A 17,323-nucleotide genomic window follows, 5' to 3' on the forward strand; every position below is an offset into this window, starting at 1 on the left:
AATATCAACGTATTACAGAATGCCCAGCAAAGGAGTCATCATGTCGATTACCTGCCCGGATTGCCACGCAGAGCTTGAAGTGCAAAATGGCGTCGCCCACTGTGAGCACTGCGATAAGGATATCGCGCTCGAAGCCCGCTGCCCGGAGTGTCATCAGCCACTCCAGGTCTTAAAAGCCTGCGGTGCGGTGGATTATTTCTGCCAGAACGGCCACGGCCTGATTTCGAAAAAGCGCGTGGAGTTTGTCCCGGCTGAGGCTTAATCACACACGCAGCCTTCGCCTTTCTGCCACAGCTCGACCAGCGACTCAGGGGCTTCCTGCTCAGGCACCAGCACAATCATATCGGTGTACTGGGCCTGATTGTGCTGAGTCCAGATTATCTGGATGCGAAAATAACGCTGATCGCCACTCCCTGGCGAGGTGGGTTCACCCGGCGGCTGGCCGCGTGGAAATGCCTGCTCCAGGATGTTTACCACGCGCTGACGCTGGGCCTCGTTGAGTGACGAAAGCGTAATGGTGCGTTGGCCGCTTAGCTTAGGAATAAAAGCGACGCCGCCTTCCCGGGCCAGCTCAACGACGGCGTCATCTGTGAGTTCCGGAACCTGCATTTACAGCACTCCCACCTGTTCCCAGGCTTGTTTTATCGCAGCCGCCACGTCGCCACCGGACCGTTTCTCGCCGTGGGCAACCGTCAGTTTTGCGAAGGCCTCAAAATCGGCATCTTGCGCCAGGTGACGGTCGCAAACTGTGTCGTACCAGGCATATCCCGCTTTTTCCCAGGCATGACCCCCAATCGCCTTCGCGGCCAGATAAAACGCCCGGTTGGGAATACCTGAATTCAGGTGTACGCCGCCGTTGTCTTCGCGCGTTTTGATAAAGTCTTTCATGTGCCCAGGCTGCGGGTCTTTACCGAGCAGAGGATCGTCATAGGCGGTGCCGGGCGCTGACATGGAGCGCAGCCCTTTGCCGTTAATACCGTCTGCCAGCAGCCCCTCACCAATCAGCCAGTCGGCTTCATCGGCGGTCTGTTTGAGGTGGTACTGTTTGACCAGCGAGCCAAATACATCTGACAATGATTCATTTAGCGCGCCAGACTGCTCAAAATAGATAAGCCCGGCTTCGGTCTCGGTGACACCGTGGCTTAGCTCGTGGGCCACGACGTCAATGGCAATAGTAAAGCGGTTAAATATTTCGCCGTCGCCATCACCAAAGACCATCTGCTGACCATTCCAGAAGGCGTTCTGATATTCCCGGCCATAGTGCACGGTACCGGTCAGGATCAGGCCTTTATTATCAAGCGAATCGCGCTGATACATTTTCCAGAAGAAATCATGGGTGACCCCCAAATAATTGTAGGCTTCATCAACGGCCACATCGCCATTTGACGGCTGGCCCTCATAACGCACCTGGGTACCCGGCAGCTCCTGCGTCTGTCTGGCATCGTAAATATCACGCTCCAGTTGACCGGCTTTATTGACGTGCGGCGCGGCGGGTTTGCCCGGCATATGCGCCATGAGCGTTTGCACATGCGTTAATGTCTGACGGGCGCAGCGCTGCTGCGGCTCAGAGCCACTTTCGATAATGCGACGAAGAATATAGGGGGGAATGACGCTGTGAAGATAAGACATGCTGCTCTCCTTAGTTCGGGCAAGGCCAGATAAAAGGGAATAGCAGCAGTATAGTTTGTAACCGACGAAGAATTATCCGGTTTTTCGCTGGCGCGTTTTTTTCACCGGTTTAATCTCTTTCACTTCGCTCTCCACCCAGCCGTCTGACAGACGGGTGGTGAGAACATCTCCGGCTTTCACCTGCTTCGTTTGCTTCAGCACTTTACCGTCGGTGGCGGTCGTTACGCTATAGCCTCGTGCCAGCGTCGAGAGCGGGCTGACCGCCTCGAGGTGGGTCACGGCGTTGCCAAAGCGTTCACGTGTGGTGCTAAGACGTGCGCGGATAGTGTCTGCCAGTCGATACTCAAGCTGTTGGATACGCGTTTGCGCGCGATAAATCTTTGGCTGTGGGTTCTGCTGGTTCAGGCGCTGAGTAATACGCTGCTGGCGCGAGACCGCGCGCTTGAGCTGAATATCCAGTGCGACGTTCATTCGCTGACGCAGACGCTCCAGCACGGTTTGCTGACGGGCCAGCCGCAATTGCGGATGCTGCTGTTGCAGGCGATGATGAAGCTGGGTAAACCGGCGCGTCCGGTTGGCCAGGAAATAGTCCATCGCCATTTCCAGACGTTGCCGACCATTCTGCAGCTGACGCAGCAGCTCCAGCTGATTGCGGCTCACCACTTCCGCGGCTGCGGAGGGCGTTGGCGCGCGTAAATCCGCCACAAAATCAGCTATCGTCACGTCCGTTTCGTGGCCGACGGCGCTGACGACCGGGATCTGGCTTGCGAAAATGGCCCGTGCCACGCGTTCGTCGTTAAAGCTCCACAGGTCTTCCAGCGAACCGCCGCCACGCCCGACAATCAGCACGTCGCATTCCTGACGTGCGTTTGCAAGTTCAATGGCGCGGACAATCTGACCCGGTGCGTCATCACCCTGAACAGCGGTCGGGTAGATGATAACGGGCAGGGACGGGTCGCGGCGTTTGAGGACATGAAGTATGTCGTGCAGTGCCGCCCCGGTTTTTGACGTAATCACCCCAACGCAGTGGGCAGGTGAAGGGAGCGGTTTTTTGAACTGCTGATCGAACAGACCCTCTTGCGAGAGTTTGTCTTTTAGCTGCTCGTACTTCTGCTGCAACACACCTTCGCCCGCAGGCTGCATACTTTCGACGATGATTTGGTAATCGCCGCGCGGCTCATACAGGGTGATATTGGCACGAACCAGAACCTGCTGACCATGCTGAGGGCGAAACGTCACGCGGCGGTTGCTGTTGCGGAACATTGCACAGCGCACCTGAGCGGTGTCGTCTTTTAACGTGAAGTACCAGTGACCAGATGAAGGCTGCGTGAAGTTAGAGATTTCACCGCTGATCCAGACCTGCCCCATTTCCTGCTCAAGCAGCAAACGAACCGTCTGATTAAGGCGGCTGACAGTAAAAATTGAGGGGGATTGAGTGGATAACATGTGAGCGGGATCAAATTCTAAATCAGCAAGTTATTCAGTCGATAGTAACCTGCTGAGAGGGGAGTGCAAGGTTTTTTTATAAAAAAGTGTGGATGCAATCGGTTACGCTCTGTATAATGCCACGGCAATATTTAACCACCCACCAGGTCAGAGATATTGCCCATGCTACGTATCGCTAAAGAAGCACTGACGTTTGACGACGTCCTCCTCGTTCCCGCTCATTCCACCGTTCTGCCGAATACTGCCGATCTCAGCACGCAGTTGACGAAAACGATTCGCCTGAACATTCCTATGCTCTCTGCGGCAATGGACACCGTGACTGAAGCGCGCCTGGCTATCGCCCTGGCACAGGAAGGTGGCATCGGCTTTATTCATAAAAACATGTCTATCGAGCGTCAGGCTGAAGAAGTTCGCCGCGTGAAGAAACATGAATCCGGCATCGTGTCTGACCCACAGACCGTTCTGCCAACCACCACCCTGCACGAAGTGAAAGCCCTGACCGAACGTAACGGTTTCGCCGGTTACCCGGTTGTCACCGAAGATAACGAACTGGTGGGCATCATCACCGGCCGTGACGTGCGTTTCGTGACTGACCTGAACCAGCCTGTCAGCGTATACATGACCCCGAAAGAGCGTCTGGTAACCGTCCGTGAAGGCGAAACCCGTGACGTCGTGCTGGCTAAAATGCACGAGAAGCGCGTTGAGAAAGCACTGGTTGTGGACGCGAACTTCCACCTGCTGGGCATGATCACCGTTAAAGATTTCCAGAAAGCAGAACGTAAGCCTAACGCCTGTAAAGACGAGCATGGCCGTCTGCGCGTAGGTGCTGCCGTTGGTGCGGGTGCAGGTAACGAAGAGCGTGTTGACGCGCTGGTGGCTGCGGGCGTTGACGTACTGCTGATTGACTCCTCTCACGGCCACTCCGAAGGCGTTCTGCAACGTATTCGTGAAACCCGTGCGAAATACCCAGACCTGCAGATCATCGGCGGTAACGTTGCAACGGGCGCAGGCGCTCGCGCACTGGCTGAAGCAGGCTGCAGCGCGGTGAAAGTCGGTATCGGTCCTGGCTCTATTTGTACCACCCGTATCGTGACTGGCGTAGGCGTTCCGCAGATCACCGCGGTATCCGACGCGGTTGAAGCGCTGGAAGGTACCGGTATTCCGGTTATCGCTGACGGCGGTATCCGCTTCTCTGGCGACATCGCGAAAGCGATCGCTGCAGGTGCTGCAGCCGTCATGGTTGGCTCCATGCTGGCCGGTACTGAAGAATCCCCGGGCGAAATCGAACTCTACCAGGGCCGTTCTTACAAATCATACCGTGGTATGGGCTCCCTGGGCGCGATGTCCAAAGGCTCTTCCGACCGTTACTTCCAGAGCGATAACGCCGCTGACAAACTGGTGCCGGAAGGTATCGAAGGCCGCGTTGCCTATAAAGGCCGCCTGAAAGAGATCATTCACCAGCAGATGGGCGGCCTGCGCTCCTGTATGGGTCTGACCGGCTGTGGTACCATCGACCTGCTGCGTACTAAAGCGGAATTCGTACGCATCAGCGGTGCGGGTATCCAGGAGAGCCACGTTCACGACGTGACGATCACCAAAGAGTCCCCGAACTACCGTCTGGGCTCCTGATAAATTTCCGCGCCCGGCTCATGCCGGGCGCTCTGTATTTGTTTCACTTGCCTCGGAATTAGCGTCAATGACGGAAAACATTCATAAACATCGCATTCTCATCCTGGACTTTGGTTCTCAGTACACTCAACTGGTGGCGCGTCGCGTACGTGAACTGGGCGTTTACTGTGAACTGTGGGCATGGGATGTCACGGAAGCACAGATTCGCGAATTCAATCCAAGCGGCATCATCCTGTCCGGCGGCCCGGAAAGCACCACCGAAGAGAACAGCCCACGCGCACCGCAGTACGTGTTTGAAGCGGGCGTGCCGGTATTCGGCGTTTGCTACGGTATGCAGACCATGGCCATGCAGCTGGGCGGCCACGTAGAAGGGTCTAACGAGCGTGAGTTTGGCTACGCGCAGGTTGAAGTCGTCACCGACAGCGCGCTGGTTCGCGGTATCGAAGACTCCCTGACCGCAGACGGCAAACCGCTGCTGGACGTGTGGATGAGCCACGGCGACAAAGTCACCGCCATCCCGTCTGACTTTGTGACCGTTGCCAGCACCGATAACTGCCCGTTTGCGATTATGGCGAACGAAGAAAAACGCTTCTACGGTGTGCAGTTCCACCCGGAAGTGACCCACACCCGTCAGGGTATGCGCATGCTGGAACGCTTCGTGCGTGATATCTGCCAGTGTGAAGCACTGTGGACGCCAGCAAAAATCATCGACGACGCCGTTGAGCGTATCCGCCAGCAGGTTGGCAATGACAAAGTGATCCTCGGCCTGTCCGGCGGTGTTGACTCCTCTGTCACCGCGATGCTGCTGCACCGCGCAATCGGCAAAAACCTGACCTGTGTATTCGTGGACAACGGTCTGCTGCGTCTGAATGAAGCGCAGCAGGTTATGGATATGTTCGGCGACCACTTCGGTCTGAACATCATTCACGTGGAAGGCGAGAAGCGCTTCCTCGACGCGCTGGCCGGCGAGAACGATCCGGAAGCGAAACGTAAAATCATCGGTCGCGTCTTCGTTGAAGTGTTCGATGAAGAAGCGCTGAAGCTGGAAGACGTTAAATGGCTGGCGCAGGGCACCATCTACCCTGACGTGATTGAATCTGCGGCTTCCGCAACCGGTAAAGCACACGTTATCAAATCTCACCACAACGTGGGCGGCCTGCCGAAAGAGATGAAGATGGGCCTGGTTGAACCGCTGCGTGAGCTGTTCAAAGATGAAGTACGTAAGATCGGCCTGGAACTGGGTCTGCCATACGACATGCTCTACCGTCACCCGTTCCCGGGTCCAGGTCTGGGCGTGCGTGTGCTGGGCGAAGTGAAGAAAGAGTACTGCGACCTGCTGCGTCGTGCGGACGCTATCTTCATTGAAGAGCTGCACAAAGCTGACCTGTACAATAAAGTGAGCCAGGCGTTCACCGTGTTCCTGCCGGTGCGCTCTGTCGGCGTGATGGGCGATGGCCGTAAGTACGACTGGGTTGTTTCCCTGCGTGCGGTAGAAACCATCGACTTCATGACCGCGCACTGGGCGCACCTGCCGTACGACTTCCTGGGCCGCGTCTCTAACCGCATTATCAACGAAGTGAACGGTATCTCCCGTGTGGTGTATGACATCAGCGGTAAGCCACCGGCTACGATTGAGTGGGAATGATTTCGCGTCTGGCAACAGCCTGCACGTAAAAGCAGTAAAGTACCTCTAAGTCCGCGTAACTGCGGGCTTTTTTGTTTTTATGTCTGGCACTTTCTGGCAGCTGTTAGCAACGGGAAGCACGGTTTTTTCAATGGAATTTTTGATGGTACTCTCTGATTTCGAATTCAGGTTTGAAAAAGTACCATGTGATAAATTTCGGTTGAGTTATGGTATTTGTTTTTTATAACTCGATTAAAAACAGATAGTTAAACGACTTTTCTGAATTTATTACAACATGGTATTTTTTGATAAAGGAAAACAATAAACCATGTTGACTGACACCAGGCTGCGTCACTTTAAGCCGAAGGAGAAACTCTATAAAGTTAATGACCGTGATGGTCTGTATGTTGCGGTCACTCCGGCTGGAACTATTTCATTTCGTTATAACTATTCAATAAACGGAAGACAGGAGACCGTTACTTTTGGCCGCTATGGTGTTGGAGGGATCACGCTTGCAGAAGCGCGTGAACGGCTCAATGAAGCCAAAAAAATGGTTGCCAGTGGAAGATCGCCTGCGAGGGAAAAAGCCAGAGATAAAGCGCGTATCAAAGATGCGGAGACTTTTGGTGCGTGGGCTGAGAAATGGTTACGCGGTTATCAAATGGCTGAATCGACGCGTGATATGCGGCGTTCGGTATATCAAAGGGAGTTGAAGTCAAAATTTGCCCAGCAGAAACTTAGTGAGATTACACATGAAGACTTACGCGCATTAACCGATAACATTGTCGAGAGAGGGGCACCGGCGACAGCTGTACACGCCAGAGAGATTGTATTGCAAGTCTATCGCTGGGCTATTGAGCGCGGTCAGAAGGTGGAGAATCCTGCTGATCTGGTACGGCCTGCAAGCATAGCGAAATTTGAGCCTCGAGACAGGGCATTGACGCCAATTGAAATTGGTCTGATGTATCGGTACATGGAACGGGTAGGAACGACGCCATCAATCAGAGCAGCGGTTAAACTTTTGCTGTTAACGATGGTACGTAAAAGTGAGCTTACTAACGCAACCTGGAACGAGATCAATTTTAGTGAGGCATTATGGACGATACCAAAGGAGAGGATGAAACGACGTAATCCACATTTGGTTTTTCTTTCCAGACAGGCAATGGATATTATGATTGCTCTCAAAACCTTTGCCGGTAGCTCTGATTTTATCCTTCCTTCGCGGTACGATTCCGATGCGCCAATGAGTAGCGCTACTTTAAACCGGGTTTTGACACTGACGTATCGCCTGGCTCAGAAAGAAGGGGAGTTGTTGCCTAAGTTTGGTCCCCATGACTTACGGCGTACAGCCAGCACCTTGCTACATGAGGCCGGGTACAATACTGACTGGATTGAGAAGAGCCTTGCCCATGAACAAAAAGGGGTACGAGCTGTTTATAACAAGGCTGAATATCGTGAGCAGAGGGCTGAGATGCTACAAGATTGGGCGAATATGATTGATGAATGGACTAGTAAGTAGTTAACAATCAGTAAGTTAAGTGGATATGCTTCTTTTATCTACGCTAGGAGAGCAATTTTAGCCGCTAAAATTTACTGAATCTTTACTGGTTTTATCTGGATTGCATAAAAAGGAAAAATAAGAGTGCCTGAGTTGTCTGTAATTATACAATGGATGAATCAATACCCTAAGACCGGCTGGCTATTGCTGTGTATCTATATTGCACTCGGTGTAGTTCGTCACAGACTAATTAATGCTGAATCTGGAAGTGTATTTCGTGGACTACTCAATCTTAGGAAGCGCCGGCTAGAGCAAATGCTGACACAGCCATATTTGAATAAAAATGCGGTCCGTCTGGCAAAGCGTGAGCTTCGTCAGCGCAGCCTTTATCGGCTCACAGGCTTGTATAATTATCGGCTGCAAGATTTGGCTGTAATAATGTGTGATCGTTATGGGTTACGGGCTGGTTATCTCAAGCCGTGGCGTAACTGGCTCGAAGAACGGGATGGACGGATTGTGTTCAACAGGAAATGGCATTGTTTTCGCTGGCGTCTTTTTCAGGCAGGTCAAATTGCAAACACAGTTCTACTAATATTATTCATTATGTATATAGTTTCTCATTCTTCGGCCGAAATGATCGCACCGCTTATGTTACTCTTCATGCTTGTATGGTGGTTTCCGTGGCTAATGATCACCTCGGTACCTACCCCTAGGTGGACTCGCGAAATGGAAGTCTATCTTGAGAAATTTAACGCTGAACAGACCATGGTTTAAACTGTTCTTTGTTACCATGCATTCAGAGTGAATTGTCAGAGTTTTGGAAGATTCCATCCTACGAGTATTACTCACAAGGTAATTCGCATAATCAATAGGTTAAGTCATAAGCTTCTTGACCCTACATGAGAAGACGAATTTTAGCTGCTAAAATTTTGGGCATATTAGGACCTAAATGCCATCGACATGATTCTAATAATTAAGCCAGTACCTAATGAGTCAAGATAAGACAACTGTAAACGCCCCTTGGCTTAGACTTGCTTTCAGGAAAGCGAATGCTTTTTATGGTCAGGGACAAGTAAGGGGATGAGCCATTGCATAACCATAAAACCAATTCGTTCTATGTCATTACAGATCGGCTTCAGTGATTTACTGGTGAGGTAGTATCACTGTGATCCGTTTTGCATAACGCTTACAGCTGCGCTACAAACAATAAACTATAATACTGTATTTTCAAAATCATCAATTTGAAACAGGGTAATCGCGAAAAACCCTCGTAAGTGGCTGGTTATAATTCAATAAAGTGGATGATATTAAGACTTAAACTGCCACCATAATAGCTAGTGGATATACTATTTTAAATATAAAATTCTTTCCTCACAGACGCTAAGGCTTTGGACACAGCCTGCTTTGTCATAGTTGTGTAGTGATTTTTTTCTAAAACCCGTGCGGTTTCAAACTGGTTAAAACCTTGGTGTTTTAATATGATTATTTTTTTCTTAGTATCAGTGAATTTGGAGTCAACCATTCGTCTGGCGATATTCCTAAGTTTATCTAGATCTGCTGGGGTTAAAGTTTGACCCTGCATCCACTCATGAAAATATGTATCAATCAATATATCCCCTGTGTTTGCGTTAACTTTATGAGGTTTAGCACATTGCCGTCTAAGCCTTATTAATTCTTTATTGAACTGTTCGAGAGACCGCTTTCCTTGTCTGTATTTGGGATTCCATAGACCATTGATGAGTTTGGGCCTATGTTCAGAACAATATCGATGACTAAGGACCTGTTTTTCATGAATGGGGAACTCATTATCGTTAGCAACAAATTCTGATATCTCACTGATCAACTTGGAAAATTCGGTTAGATTACCGCAGAACTCGCAATAACCGAGCTTACGCTGTGAATTTATAGTTACTCCTTTTGCAGGAGAGGATTTCTTCGGCCGCTTGGATGCGCACTCACTGACTAATTCAATAAGAGACTCAATCGTAGCGGTAAAGCATTTATCAAGAGAAGTTTGTTGATCTAAAGTCAGAACGAAATTACGCAAAAGAAGTCTTTGTGCCTGTACTACGACGTTTAAACCCACTTTTTTAAGTACTTCACTAAATCCTAGATTTACTCCAGAAATGTAGTCTTTATGACTTGGTGGCAGGGAATTTACATAAGCAGCTACTGCTGGATCAATAACTTCCTGTATGAGACGCAGTATTGGATACCTCCGTGAAAATATCGAGTACGGAGAACTACGCTCTACAAATAATTTAATTGCAGCTGCAACTGTGAGGTCACAGCCTTCCCAGATAGTAATTTTCATGTCAACCATTTTAGCCAATGAATAGGTTTTAGCAAGTGGTAATGCTTGGCATTGTATAGGCCTGATTGGAAACAGGAGGAAGGCAGATGCAAACAAAGGCACATAGCACGCTCATTAACAGAAAAACACTTCTGGAAATGATCCCATTGTCAGCCCGCACTATTTATAACCTTGAACAGCGAGGCGAGTTTCCTCGCCGTATAGCACTTACTAGCCGAAATGTTGCATGGCAGTTATCCGAAGTAGAACAGTGGATTGCGGATCGTAAATCAGCAATGTTTAAAGCGGCCAGACCCGGTGTTGTTTTAGGTAGGTAACAGCAATGTCATTGAACATAATGGAAGCATTTGAAGCTAAGCCGCAACCAATTGATTACGTCTTGCCTAATTTGGCTATTGGTACTATCGGAGCGATTGTTTCTCCGGGAGGTGTTGGAAAGTCAATGCTGGCATTACAATTGGCTGTGCAGATTACTTGTGGTGTAGATCTTTTAAATTTTGGTGAATATCCGACTGGGTTGGTGGCATATTTACCTGTGGAGGACTCTGAAACCATCGTTCACCATCGTTTATATGCTTTGGGAAAATATCTAACAGCACGTCAGCAGCAGATTGTAGCTGATAAGCTACTGGTCGAACCTTTGGTCGGGAAGTGTCCAAATATTTTCTTGCCGGATTGGAGAAACTTGATCAATGAAGTTTCAAAAGGTAGACGTTTAATAATTTTGGATACTCTTCGCCGTTTCCACCAGGAGGATGAGAATAATAGCGCAGCAATGTCCAAAGTCATTGGAAAGCTAGAAGGTATTGCTGCTGATACTGGATGTTCGATTATATTTCTACACCATTCAAACAAAGGCGCTGCCACGATGGGTGTTGGTGATATACAGCAGGCAAGCAGGGGGAGTAGCGTCCTGGTTGATAATATACGGTGGCAATCTTATCTGGCGGGCATGACCGCCTTAGAAGCGAAGACGTATGGTATTTCTGATGATGTTCGAGGTCAATTTGTTAGATTTGGAATAAATAAAGCAAATTATGGAGAACGTGCGCCAGATCGTTGGTTACAGAGACATGAGGGGGGAGTATTAAGGATAACGCAACTCAAATCGAAGAATAAAAAACAAATAGCAAAAGAATGTATGTCTTCATGGAGTGGTGCAGAAAATGATAACTGGTAATAAAGTTACACCTACTAGTACAGCTCTGCAGGCTAGAGTCATTCTGTACCAACCAAGTCAACGTCCCTTGACGCTGAAGGGGCAGTGGATGGAGACTAGTTTTGGTCGTTGTCGAGTTACCGGAAGACTAGGACAACGTCATGCGGATATTGTGGAAACAATGCTCTATGTGGCCGAGAAACGTCGAGAAATTTCTGATGGAGGAATCGAGTTATTAGTAGATCCAGCGAAAGTACGCCGAACTCTATCCGATGCACAATACAGTTATGATCGAATTAAAAAACTACTCGTTGATCTACGAGTGGCAACTGTTGAAATAGTAACACCAGATTTAGAAAAAAACGGTTATTGCATTCTAGGCGGTTTAATTGACCATGTCGTACCCTCACCGATGACCAGGCGTAATCCTCTAACTGGTGGTGAACGTAACCTATGGAGAGTACGCTTGGGTGTTGCATTGGTAATGTTGTTGAAGCGAGATTTGCATTTTCATCATGATCCGGGTCCTATTGCTCGTCTCCAGCATGGTATTAGCCAAGCAGTTGCACGTCATATATTAACACATAAGCACGATCCTAAAGGCGGCTGGCATATTGATACATTAATTTTAGCTGTCAGTGGTGAAGGTACTAATAATATGACATTACGTAACTATCGGAGGAGATTAAAAGAAGATAGCAAACAATTTCTAGCGATTGGCATTGAGATACAAAATTCTAGGATAAAACGAGCTACAACGGCCCGGTAGCGTGTCGTTACGGCCCGGCGATGTGCTGTAACGGCCCGCCAGTGTGCTACAGAGGCCTGATTTTTTAACTCCTTTGCAGGTTATTCAGGATCAATCAGTATATTCAGGCTTTGAAATCACCTGCCTGAGCAGGCGCTTTCAAATCTAGAATCGGCCAAAGGCCGATGGTTGTACGCCAGAAGAAGAGATTACTTACACGCTTGGCATATTAACACTTGAGGTAGATTTTATGACATATGAGGTACACCCTTGGCTTTATGCATAGTGAGGCAGATTTTAGCCGCTAAAATCTGCAATGCACATGCTCAGACAAGGTAAGTAAAAAAGTGCATTAGAAAATAAAAAACTTCTTACGATATATCGAAACATAAATACAGTGTGGACGTCCATTTATAACTACTAAAGGTCATTTTCAAAAGGGAGAAATATAGTTTCCTTGCAAAAAACACATTTGCTGCAGATCTTTACTCGAGTAATCCTATATTAATACGCTAAGAAAACACATCCTGTACACTGAAATACACATTGCCGTGCACAGATATACAACGGCAATTGTATGGCAGGACATGTAAAGTAGGCCCACCGCTACGGTGTTCCAACTTTACCACTCCCTATTCGCCGCATCGCGGCTCAAGGGCGTCCTGCTCTGCGAGGCTGCCAGGCTACCGCCTGTATGGAGAGCTATATGAAAGTTACTCAGACTAGAAAAAATAGTACGCCAATAAAAGTTTATTGTTTACCCGAAGAAAAAATTCTCATCCAAGAAAATGCAGAAGCATCTGGATTAAGTGTTGCCTGTTTTGTTCGTAGAGTTGCAATGGGTTATCAGGTTGATTCTATCGTAGATATAAAACAGGTTAATGAACTTAGCCGAGTAAACGCTGACCTTGGAAGACTTGGAGGATTACTTAAATTATGGCTCGCAAATGATCCTCGAACAGTTGATTTTTCACCCACACTGATAAGAACCTTGCTTGCGAAAATAGAATCAACTCGGCAAGAACTAAGGAACATTATGGATAAAATCTTGGATAAATAAATGTGCGGTTTCCTATATACCTGCGTCTGTTAACAGACAGAGTGTTAAAGATTACTAATCTGTTGAATAAGAGGTGAGAAAATGAATTTAATGTTCCGAGTGGTTTCATCACAAAGAGGGATTTTAGCCGCTAAAAAAGCTTTAATAGTTCCTTTCGTGGCGTCCGTCATGGCATTACCGGTGAAGGCCGGAATTCCCGTTATTGATGGCACCAATGTGGTTCAGACCACAATCAGCGCAGTTAACAACGTTCAGGCTGTGGCTAAACAAATCCAGCAGTACCAGACGCAGCTGCAGCAGTATGAAAACATGCTGCAGAACACCGTAGCTCCTGCGGCCTATATCTGGGACCAGGCAAATTCAACAATTAATAAATTGTTGCAGGTGCAGGATACCCTTAATTACTACAAGAATCAGGCCGGGAGTCTCGATGCGTACCTGAAACGATATCAGGATGTTAACTACTACAGGACATCACCTTGCTTTAACAGCAATGTTGAATGTACCTCGTCTGAAATTAGTGCACTGCGTGAAGCTGAACAGAACAGCTCAGGGGCGCGTAAAAAGGCCAATGACGCAGTATTTAAGGTAATTGACGAACAGCAGAACACCCTGCAGAGCGATGCTGATAATCTTGCCGAATTACAAACTCAGGCAAGCGGCGCACAAGGGCAAATGGAAGCTATTCAGGCGGCAAACCAGCTTGCCAGTGCACAGACAAATCAGTTACTGCAAATCCGCTCACTTCTGGTAGCCCAGCAAAACGCTGCAGCAACACTGGCACAGGCTCAGGCAGATAAAGAATCACAACAGATAGCCGCTGATGAAAAAGCGTTAGCTGGAGAGAATACACCAAGCCCCAAGCGAAATTGGTGAGGGAACGCAGAATGAAAGGTAATCTTTTGATTGTATTTATTCTGATCAGTTTATTGGCTATATGTTCTTGCGATAAAAATGATAAAGATTGTTTATCGACGCCAGATAATAAATTTGATGAAAATAAATACGATAAATGTGCTCTACGGAGTAATAATAAACCAAGCCCTAAACGAGAATGGTAATCATGAAAATAGTAAGTAAGCTCACCTTTTTAGGTATCATACTTTTCTTTTCTATAAATGCCTATGCTGGTCAATTAGATAGTAGCGGGCTACTTGATTCTTTATTAGATAAGTTTCAACAAGTAGCCAGTACATGGACAACAGTAATTGCTGACTATGCAAATTGGCTCTTCTGGGGGCTGGTATTAATAAGTATGGTTTGGACATTTGGTATGATGGCGATGCAAGGGGAAGGGTTGACAGGCGTACTTGCTGAAATAGTTCGCTTTTTTGCCGTCATTGGTTTTTTTTATTATCTTTTAATCAACGGCCCATCCATATCGCAATCCATAATTAATTCAATGAGACAACTTGCAGCAAACGCTTTAGGAATAAGTACTGGTATTTCGCCCTCAAGCATAGTTGATATGGCGTTTGCGATATTAACAAAGGTCAGTTCAGCCGCATCAATTTGGTCGCCAATGATATCCACCATTATGATAACAGTCGCGATAATCGTTTTGGTAGTGATGTCCCTTATAGCGATAAATATGCTAATCATGTTGGTTTCTGCATGGGTGTTATGTTATGCAGGAGTTATATTGCTTGGATTTGGTGGTTCGAAATGGACCTCTGATATAGCAATTAATTACTTACGAACTGTTTTATCGATTGGTATTCAATTATTCTCGATGACATTAATTATTGGGATTGGACAATCATTTATAGATCAATATTTTTCTCTTATTAAAGATGATGTTCCTGATCTTAATAGTCTTATCGTTTTGCTTCTGGCGTCAATTGTCCTGTTAGTATTAACGAATAAGCTACCACTGTTGTTATCAGGTGTTGTAGGAGGGGCTTCTTTACAAGGGATTGGTGGATTTGGGGCGGGTATGTTTACCGGCGCTGCCGCTACTTCCATCAGCGGCGCTGGAGCAATGGCAATGGGGGCATCAGCTCAAGTCAGCGGCGGAGCCTCTGCATTAAAGGCAGCGTTCGAGTCTGCGCAAGCTGCCATGGCCGAGGAATCTGGTTCAGGCGGTGGAGGCAGTTCCGGTGGAGGATTTGGCAGCGGGGAAGATACTGGTTCTGTAGATACTTCTGGAGGCCAACCCTCAGGCAGTTTCGGTGGTTCGTCAGCAGGGAGCAGTTCAGTTAGCGCCAGCGGAGGAAGTAAGGGGTTTGCTTCATTCTCACGAGCTGGCCGCATGGCAAGTCATATGGGAAGCATCATGGCCAACGGAGCTGCTGAGTACCAGAAAATGAAGCGAAGTAGCAATTCTTCCCGAGCTCAACAGACTTTTGGAGGGGAGTTGGCGACTCAGATACGTAAACAAACAGCTACTCGTCGGGATAACCGCGAACATGATGATTTTGCCGGAGATAGCTTATCCGGCAATAATAAATCTTGAATCACGCGCGTCAGTTAACGAGGTAGCGTGAGCTGACGCTTTCACTGAGCGAGCATAACTAACGGAAATAAAAGGAAAAAATGTCCAGGGCTCCCGATTCGCAGTTACGTATTAAGGGCTTTCGCAAAGCAGAGGCTTCCCTGAGACTTGAAGGAATGGACCCCAGTGGTACTGCGCTCTATGAGTCCATTAAGGCACGTATTATTTCAGGTGAGCTGACGTATGAGCAGGGGCGTTCTGAGATTTTTGCGCACTACACAAAATCAGATAACGTCGGGCCTGTGACAGTGGGAGAGATGCTGGTAGAGGAATTTTTGAAACCGCTGAACATGTCTCATGATGAATTGGCGGAAGCTATGGGTATCTGCAAGCAGTATATTGACGATATTATCTGCGGTTTGCGTCGTCTTACGGATGATGAGGCTCGCGTTCTTGCTGTCATATTTGGTACTGACGAGGATTTTTGGAGCAATCTGCAGATGTTGCAAGATCGGAAGGAACGACGGCAGAAATAATAACTCATATGCCATAATATCTGCGCAGCCCCTCAAGTGTCTGAAAGTAGTTCTTCAAGTCATAGCATCTTGAAACACCTTAGATTATTAGGTAACGATCTTATAGAATAAAGGTCTTTGACTTTCATAACTTCTGGGAGTTTTAATGCATCTAATAATGCTCGATACATGTGTTTGGCTTGATATTTCCTCTAAAAAAGCTGAATTGCCAATGCTTACTGCCATCGAACATCTGGTAGAGGATGGGAGTATCAAAATACTCCTGCCCGATCTGATACGTGCCGAGTTCGAACGAAATAAAGATAGGGTTATTGAGGCTACGTGCAAACGACTTTCCAGTGAATTCCGAGTAATTAAAGGGGTAGTTGAGTCTTTTGGCGGTGATGGTAAAGATACTGCGCTCAGTACCTTGGATGATGTTAATCACAGATTACCTATCCTTTCCGAAGTTAATCAAAATACAGTAAATCGTGTTACCAAACTTTTTGACATGGCCCACGAAGTTATAATCTCTGATACCGCAAAAATCAGAGCGGCAGAGCGGGCTATCGCTAAGAAGGCACCGTTCCATAAGCAGAAGAATAGTGTGGCTGATGCAATGTTAGCAGAGACTTTCCAGGAGTTTCGGCTGTCGCACATAAGTGAGTACGAAACCTTTAGATTTGTCACTCACAATGTGACGGATTTTTCCGGCAAAGACCACAGGCAGCCACACGACGATTTCGCAGATATTTTTGACGGCAACAGCTCTTTATTCTTTAACGCCACAAGCTCTGCCATCGAGGATCTGCTCGATCTTGAAGAATTTCACTATGAGAATAGCTTTGCTTGGGAGGACGAAACTCGTGGGCTTCAGGAAATCATGTCTGCGATGGACGAGCTCTTCGATAAAGTTTGGTACAACCGGCATATGAACATGATGTATCACCTAGATAATGGTGATATAGAGGTAGTACCTGCTGGCACAAAACGCCACGGCAATGATGTGATTCACGAAGATATCCTCGACCAAGCAAAGATTGCAGCTCAACGGGTCAGGGATAAATATGAAGATACTGGGCCTTGGAGCGACTTTGAATGGGGGATGCTCAATGGGAAGCTCTCTGCCCTGCGATGGGTTTTGGGTGATGAGTGGGACATGCTTGATACTTAAGTAAGGATTATATTACTTCTTATCGAATGGGCAAAAGCCATGCTGGCGACTCGCTGTTTTGGCGGAATACTGCAGGAAGGGCTGCGCAATGAC

18 protein-coding genes are annotated in these 17,323 nt (G+C 47.8%); 14 read left to right on the forward strand and 4 right to left on the reverse strand.

What is annotated here, in order from left to right; translation table 11 throughout:
* Positions 1-40 precede the first annotated feature (40 nt).
* Positions 41-262 carry a zinc ribbon domain-containing protein gene (locus QMG44_RS20180; RefSeq protein WP_025203470.1) on the forward strand — a complete coding sequence of 74 codons (222 nt, stop codon included), beginning with the start codon at positions 41-43 and terminating at the stop codon, positions 260-262.
* Here QMG44_RS20180 and QMG44_RS20185 read toward each other — a convergent pair.
* From QMG44_RS20185 to xseA, 3 genes are all read right to left on the reverse strand, one after another.
* Positions 259-609, reverse strand: a complete 351-nt coding sequence (locus QMG44_RS20185; protein WP_032678683.1) for a protealysin inhibitor emfourin — start codon at positions 607-609, stop codon at positions 259-261. The two genes, QMG44_RS20180 and QMG44_RS20185, sit on opposite strands and share 4 nt — an antisense overlap.
* Positions 610-1,629: a M4 family metallopeptidase gene (locus QMG44_RS20190; RefSeq protein WP_014171157.1), complete on the reverse strand. Its 1,020-nt coding sequence runs from the start codon at positions 1,627-1,629 to the stop codon at positions 610-612.
* Positions 1,630-1,701: 72 nt separating this feature from the next.
* Positions 1,702-3,075, reverse strand: coding sequence for an exodeoxyribonuclease VII large subunit (gene xseA, locus QMG44_RS20195; RefSeq protein ID WP_047743070.1), 1,374 nt, complete (start codon positions 3,073-3,075; stop codon positions 1,702-1,704).
* 162 nt (positions 3,076-3,237) lie between these two features.
* On the opposite strand from xseA, the gene guaB reads away from it, so the two are divergent.
* The 4 genes from guaB (at position 3,238) to QMG44_RS20215 (ending at position 8,600) form a co-directional block, all read left to right on the forward strand.
* Entirely contained in the window at positions 3,238-4,704 is a 1,467-nt protein-coding gene (guaB, locus tag QMG44_RS20200) for an IMP dehydrogenase (RefSeq protein ID WP_020883040.1), read from the forward strand.
* A gap of 67 nt (positions 4,705-4,771) precedes the next feature.
* On the forward strand, positions 4,772-6,349 hold the full coding sequence (guaA, locus tag QMG44_RS20205) for a glutamine-hydrolyzing GMP synthase (protein ID WP_014171154.1): 1,578 nt from the start codon (positions 4,772-4,774) through the stop codon (positions 6,347-6,349).
* A 307-nt stretch (positions 6,350-6,656) separates the two neighbouring features.
* Complete coding sequence (locus tag QMG44_RS20210; RefSeq protein ID WP_097752549.1) at positions 6,657-7,847, forward strand: site-specific integrase; 1,191 nt, start codon at positions 6,657-6,659, stop codon at positions 7,845-7,847.
* Between the two features lie 123 nt (positions 7,848-7,970).
* Positions 7,971-8,600: a hypothetical protein gene (locus tag QMG44_RS20215; RefSeq protein ID WP_097752548.1), complete on the forward strand. Its 630-nt coding sequence runs from the start codon at positions 7,971-7,973 to the stop codon at positions 8,598-8,600.
* A 577-nt stretch (positions 8,601-9,177) separates the two neighbouring features.
* On the opposite strand, the gene QMG44_RS20220 is transcribed toward QMG44_RS20215, so the two are convergent.
* Entirely contained in the window at positions 9,178-10,149 is a 972-nt protein-coding gene (locus QMG44_RS20220) for a LuxR family transcriptional regulator (RefSeq protein ID WP_404997244.1), read from the reverse strand.
* Between the two features lie 77 nt (positions 10,150-10,226).
* Between QMG44_RS20220 and QMG44_RS20225 the strand changes: the two genes are divergently transcribed.
* The 9 genes from QMG44_RS20225 (at position 10,227) to QMG44_RS20265 (ending at position 17,230) form a co-directional block, all read left to right on the forward strand.
* The gene (locus QMG44_RS20225; RefSeq protein ID WP_023308174.1) at positions 10,227-10,457 is read left to right on the forward strand and encodes an AlpA family transcriptional regulator; all 231 of its coding nucleotides are present in this window, start codon (positions 10,227-10,229) and stop codon (positions 10,455-10,457) included.
* A gap of 5 nt (positions 10,458-10,462) precedes the next feature.
* Positions 10,463-11,320, forward strand: a complete 858-nt coding sequence (locus QMG44_RS20230) for a helicase RepA family protein (RefSeq protein WP_149858136.1) — start codon at positions 10,463-10,465, stop codon at positions 11,318-11,320.
* Positions 11,307-12,068, forward strand: coding sequence for an ABC transporter ATPase (locus tag QMG44_RS20235; RefSeq protein ID WP_097752545.1), 762 nt, complete (start codon positions 11,307-11,309; stop codon positions 12,066-12,068). Before QMG44_RS20230 ends, QMG44_RS20235 begins: the two co-directional genes overlap by 14 nt.
* A 685-nt stretch (positions 12,069-12,753) precedes the next feature.
* Positions 12,754-13,107 (forward strand): conjugal transfer transcriptional regulator TraJ, encoded by a 354-nt coding sequence (gene traJ / locus QMG44_RS20240; protein WP_001588179.1) that lies wholly within the window; start codon positions 12,754-12,756, stop codon positions 13,105-13,107.
* Between the two features lie 81 nt (positions 13,108-13,188).
* Complete coding sequence (gene trbJ / locus QMG44_RS20245) at positions 13,189-13,983, forward strand: P-type conjugative transfer protein TrbJ (protein ID WP_097752544.1); 795 nt, start codon at positions 13,189-13,191, stop codon at positions 13,981-13,983.
* Positions 13,984-13,994: 11 nt separating this feature from the next.
* The gene (locus tag QMG44_RS20250; RefSeq protein WP_172946387.1) at positions 13,995-14,168 is read left to right on the forward strand and encodes a hypothetical protein; all 174 of its coding nucleotides are present in this window, start codon (positions 13,995-13,997) and stop codon (positions 14,166-14,168) included.
* Positions 14,169-14,170: 2 nt separating this feature from the next.
* Complete coding sequence (gene trbL / locus QMG44_RS20255) at positions 14,171-15,562, forward strand: P-type conjugative transfer protein TrbL (protein ID WP_281853264.1); 1,392 nt, start codon at positions 14,171-14,173, stop codon at positions 15,560-15,562.
* 80 nt (positions 15,563-15,642) lie between these two features.
* Entirely contained in the window at positions 15,643-16,077 is a 435-nt protein-coding gene (locus QMG44_RS20260; protein WP_281853265.1) for a HigA family addiction module antitoxin, read from the forward strand.
* 157 nt (positions 16,078-16,234) lie between these two features.
* Positions 16,235-17,230: a PIN domain-containing protein gene (locus tag QMG44_RS20265; protein WP_244589700.1), complete on the forward strand. Its 996-nt coding sequence runs from the start codon at positions 16,235-16,237 to the stop codon at positions 17,228-17,230.
* Positions 17,231-17,323 lie beyond the last annotated feature (93 nt).

The organism is Enterobacter sp. 200527-13, from assembly GCF_027924865.1.
Lineage (GTDB): Bacteria > Pseudomonadota > Gammaproteobacteria > Enterobacterales > Enterobacteriaceae > Enterobacter > Enterobacter ludwigii.

What these genes read in the sequence shown, in the direction of transcription:
- traJ (WP_001588179.1), top strand. Translation starts at nt 12,754, where the DNA reads ATGAAAGTTACTCAGACTAGAAAAAATAGTACGCCAATAAAAGTTTAT.
- QMG44_RS20180 (WP_025203470.1), top strand. Translation starts at nt 41, where the DNA reads ATGTCGATTACCTGCCCGGATTGCCACGCAGAGCTTGAAGTGCAAAAT.
- xseA (WP_047743070.1), bottom strand. Translation starts at nt 3,075, where the DNA reads ATGTTATCCACTCAATCCCCCTCAATTTTTACTGTCAGCCGCCTTAAT.
- QMG44_RS20235 (WP_097752545.1), top strand. Translation starts at nt 11,307, where the DNA reads ATGATAACTGGTAATAAAGTTACACCTACTAGTACAGCTCTGCAGGCT.
- QMG44_RS20250 (WP_172946387.1), top strand. Translation starts at nt 13,995, where the DNA reads ATGAAAGGTAATCTTTTGATTGTATTTATTCTGATCAGTTTATTGGCT.
- trbL (WP_281853264.1), top strand. Translation starts at nt 14,171, where the DNA reads ATGAAAATAGTAAGTAAGCTCACCTTTTTAGGTATCATACTTTTCTTT.
- guaB (WP_020883040.1), top strand. Translation starts at nt 3,238, where the DNA reads ATGCTACGTATCGCTAAAGAAGCACTGACGTTTGACGACGTCCTCCTC.
- trbJ (WP_097752544.1), top strand. Translation starts at nt 13,189, where the DNA reads ATGAATTTAATGTTCCGAGTGGTTTCATCACAAAGAGGGATTTTAGCC.
- QMG44_RS20265 (WP_244589700.1), top strand. Translation starts at nt 16,235, where the DNA reads ATGCTCGATACATGTGTTTGGCTTGATATTTCCTCTAAAAAAGCTGAA.
- QMG44_RS20230 (WP_149858136.1), top strand. Translation starts at nt 10,463, where the DNA reads ATGTCATTGAACATAATGGAAGCATTTGAAGCTAAGCCGCAACCAATT.
- QMG44_RS20185 (WP_032678683.1), bottom strand. Translation starts at nt 609, where the DNA reads ATGCAGGTTCCGGAACTCACAGATGACGCCGTCGTTGAGCTGGCCCGG.
- QMG44_RS20210 (WP_097752549.1), top strand. Translation starts at nt 6,657, where the DNA reads ATGTTGACTGACACCAGGCTGCGTCACTTTAAGCCGAAGGAGAAACTC.
- QMG44_RS20190 (WP_014171157.1), bottom strand. Translation starts at nt 1,629, where the DNA reads ATGTCTTATCTTCACAGCGTCATTCCCCCCTATATTCTTCGTCGCATT.
- QMG44_RS20220 (WP_404997244.1), bottom strand. Translation starts at nt 10,149, where the DNA reads ATGGTTGACATGAAAATTACTATCTGGGAAGGCTGTGACCTCACAGTT.
- QMG44_RS20225 (WP_023308174.1), top strand. Translation starts at nt 10,227, where the DNA reads ATGCAAACAAAGGCACATAGCACGCTCATTAACAGAAAAACACTTCTG.
- QMG44_RS20260 (WP_281853265.1), top strand. Translation starts at nt 15,643, where the DNA reads ATGTCCAGGGCTCCCGATTCGCAGTTACGTATTAAGGGCTTTCGCAAA.
- guaA (WP_014171154.1), top strand. Translation starts at nt 4,772, where the DNA reads ATGACGGAAAACATTCATAAACATCGCATTCTCATCCTGGACTTTGGT.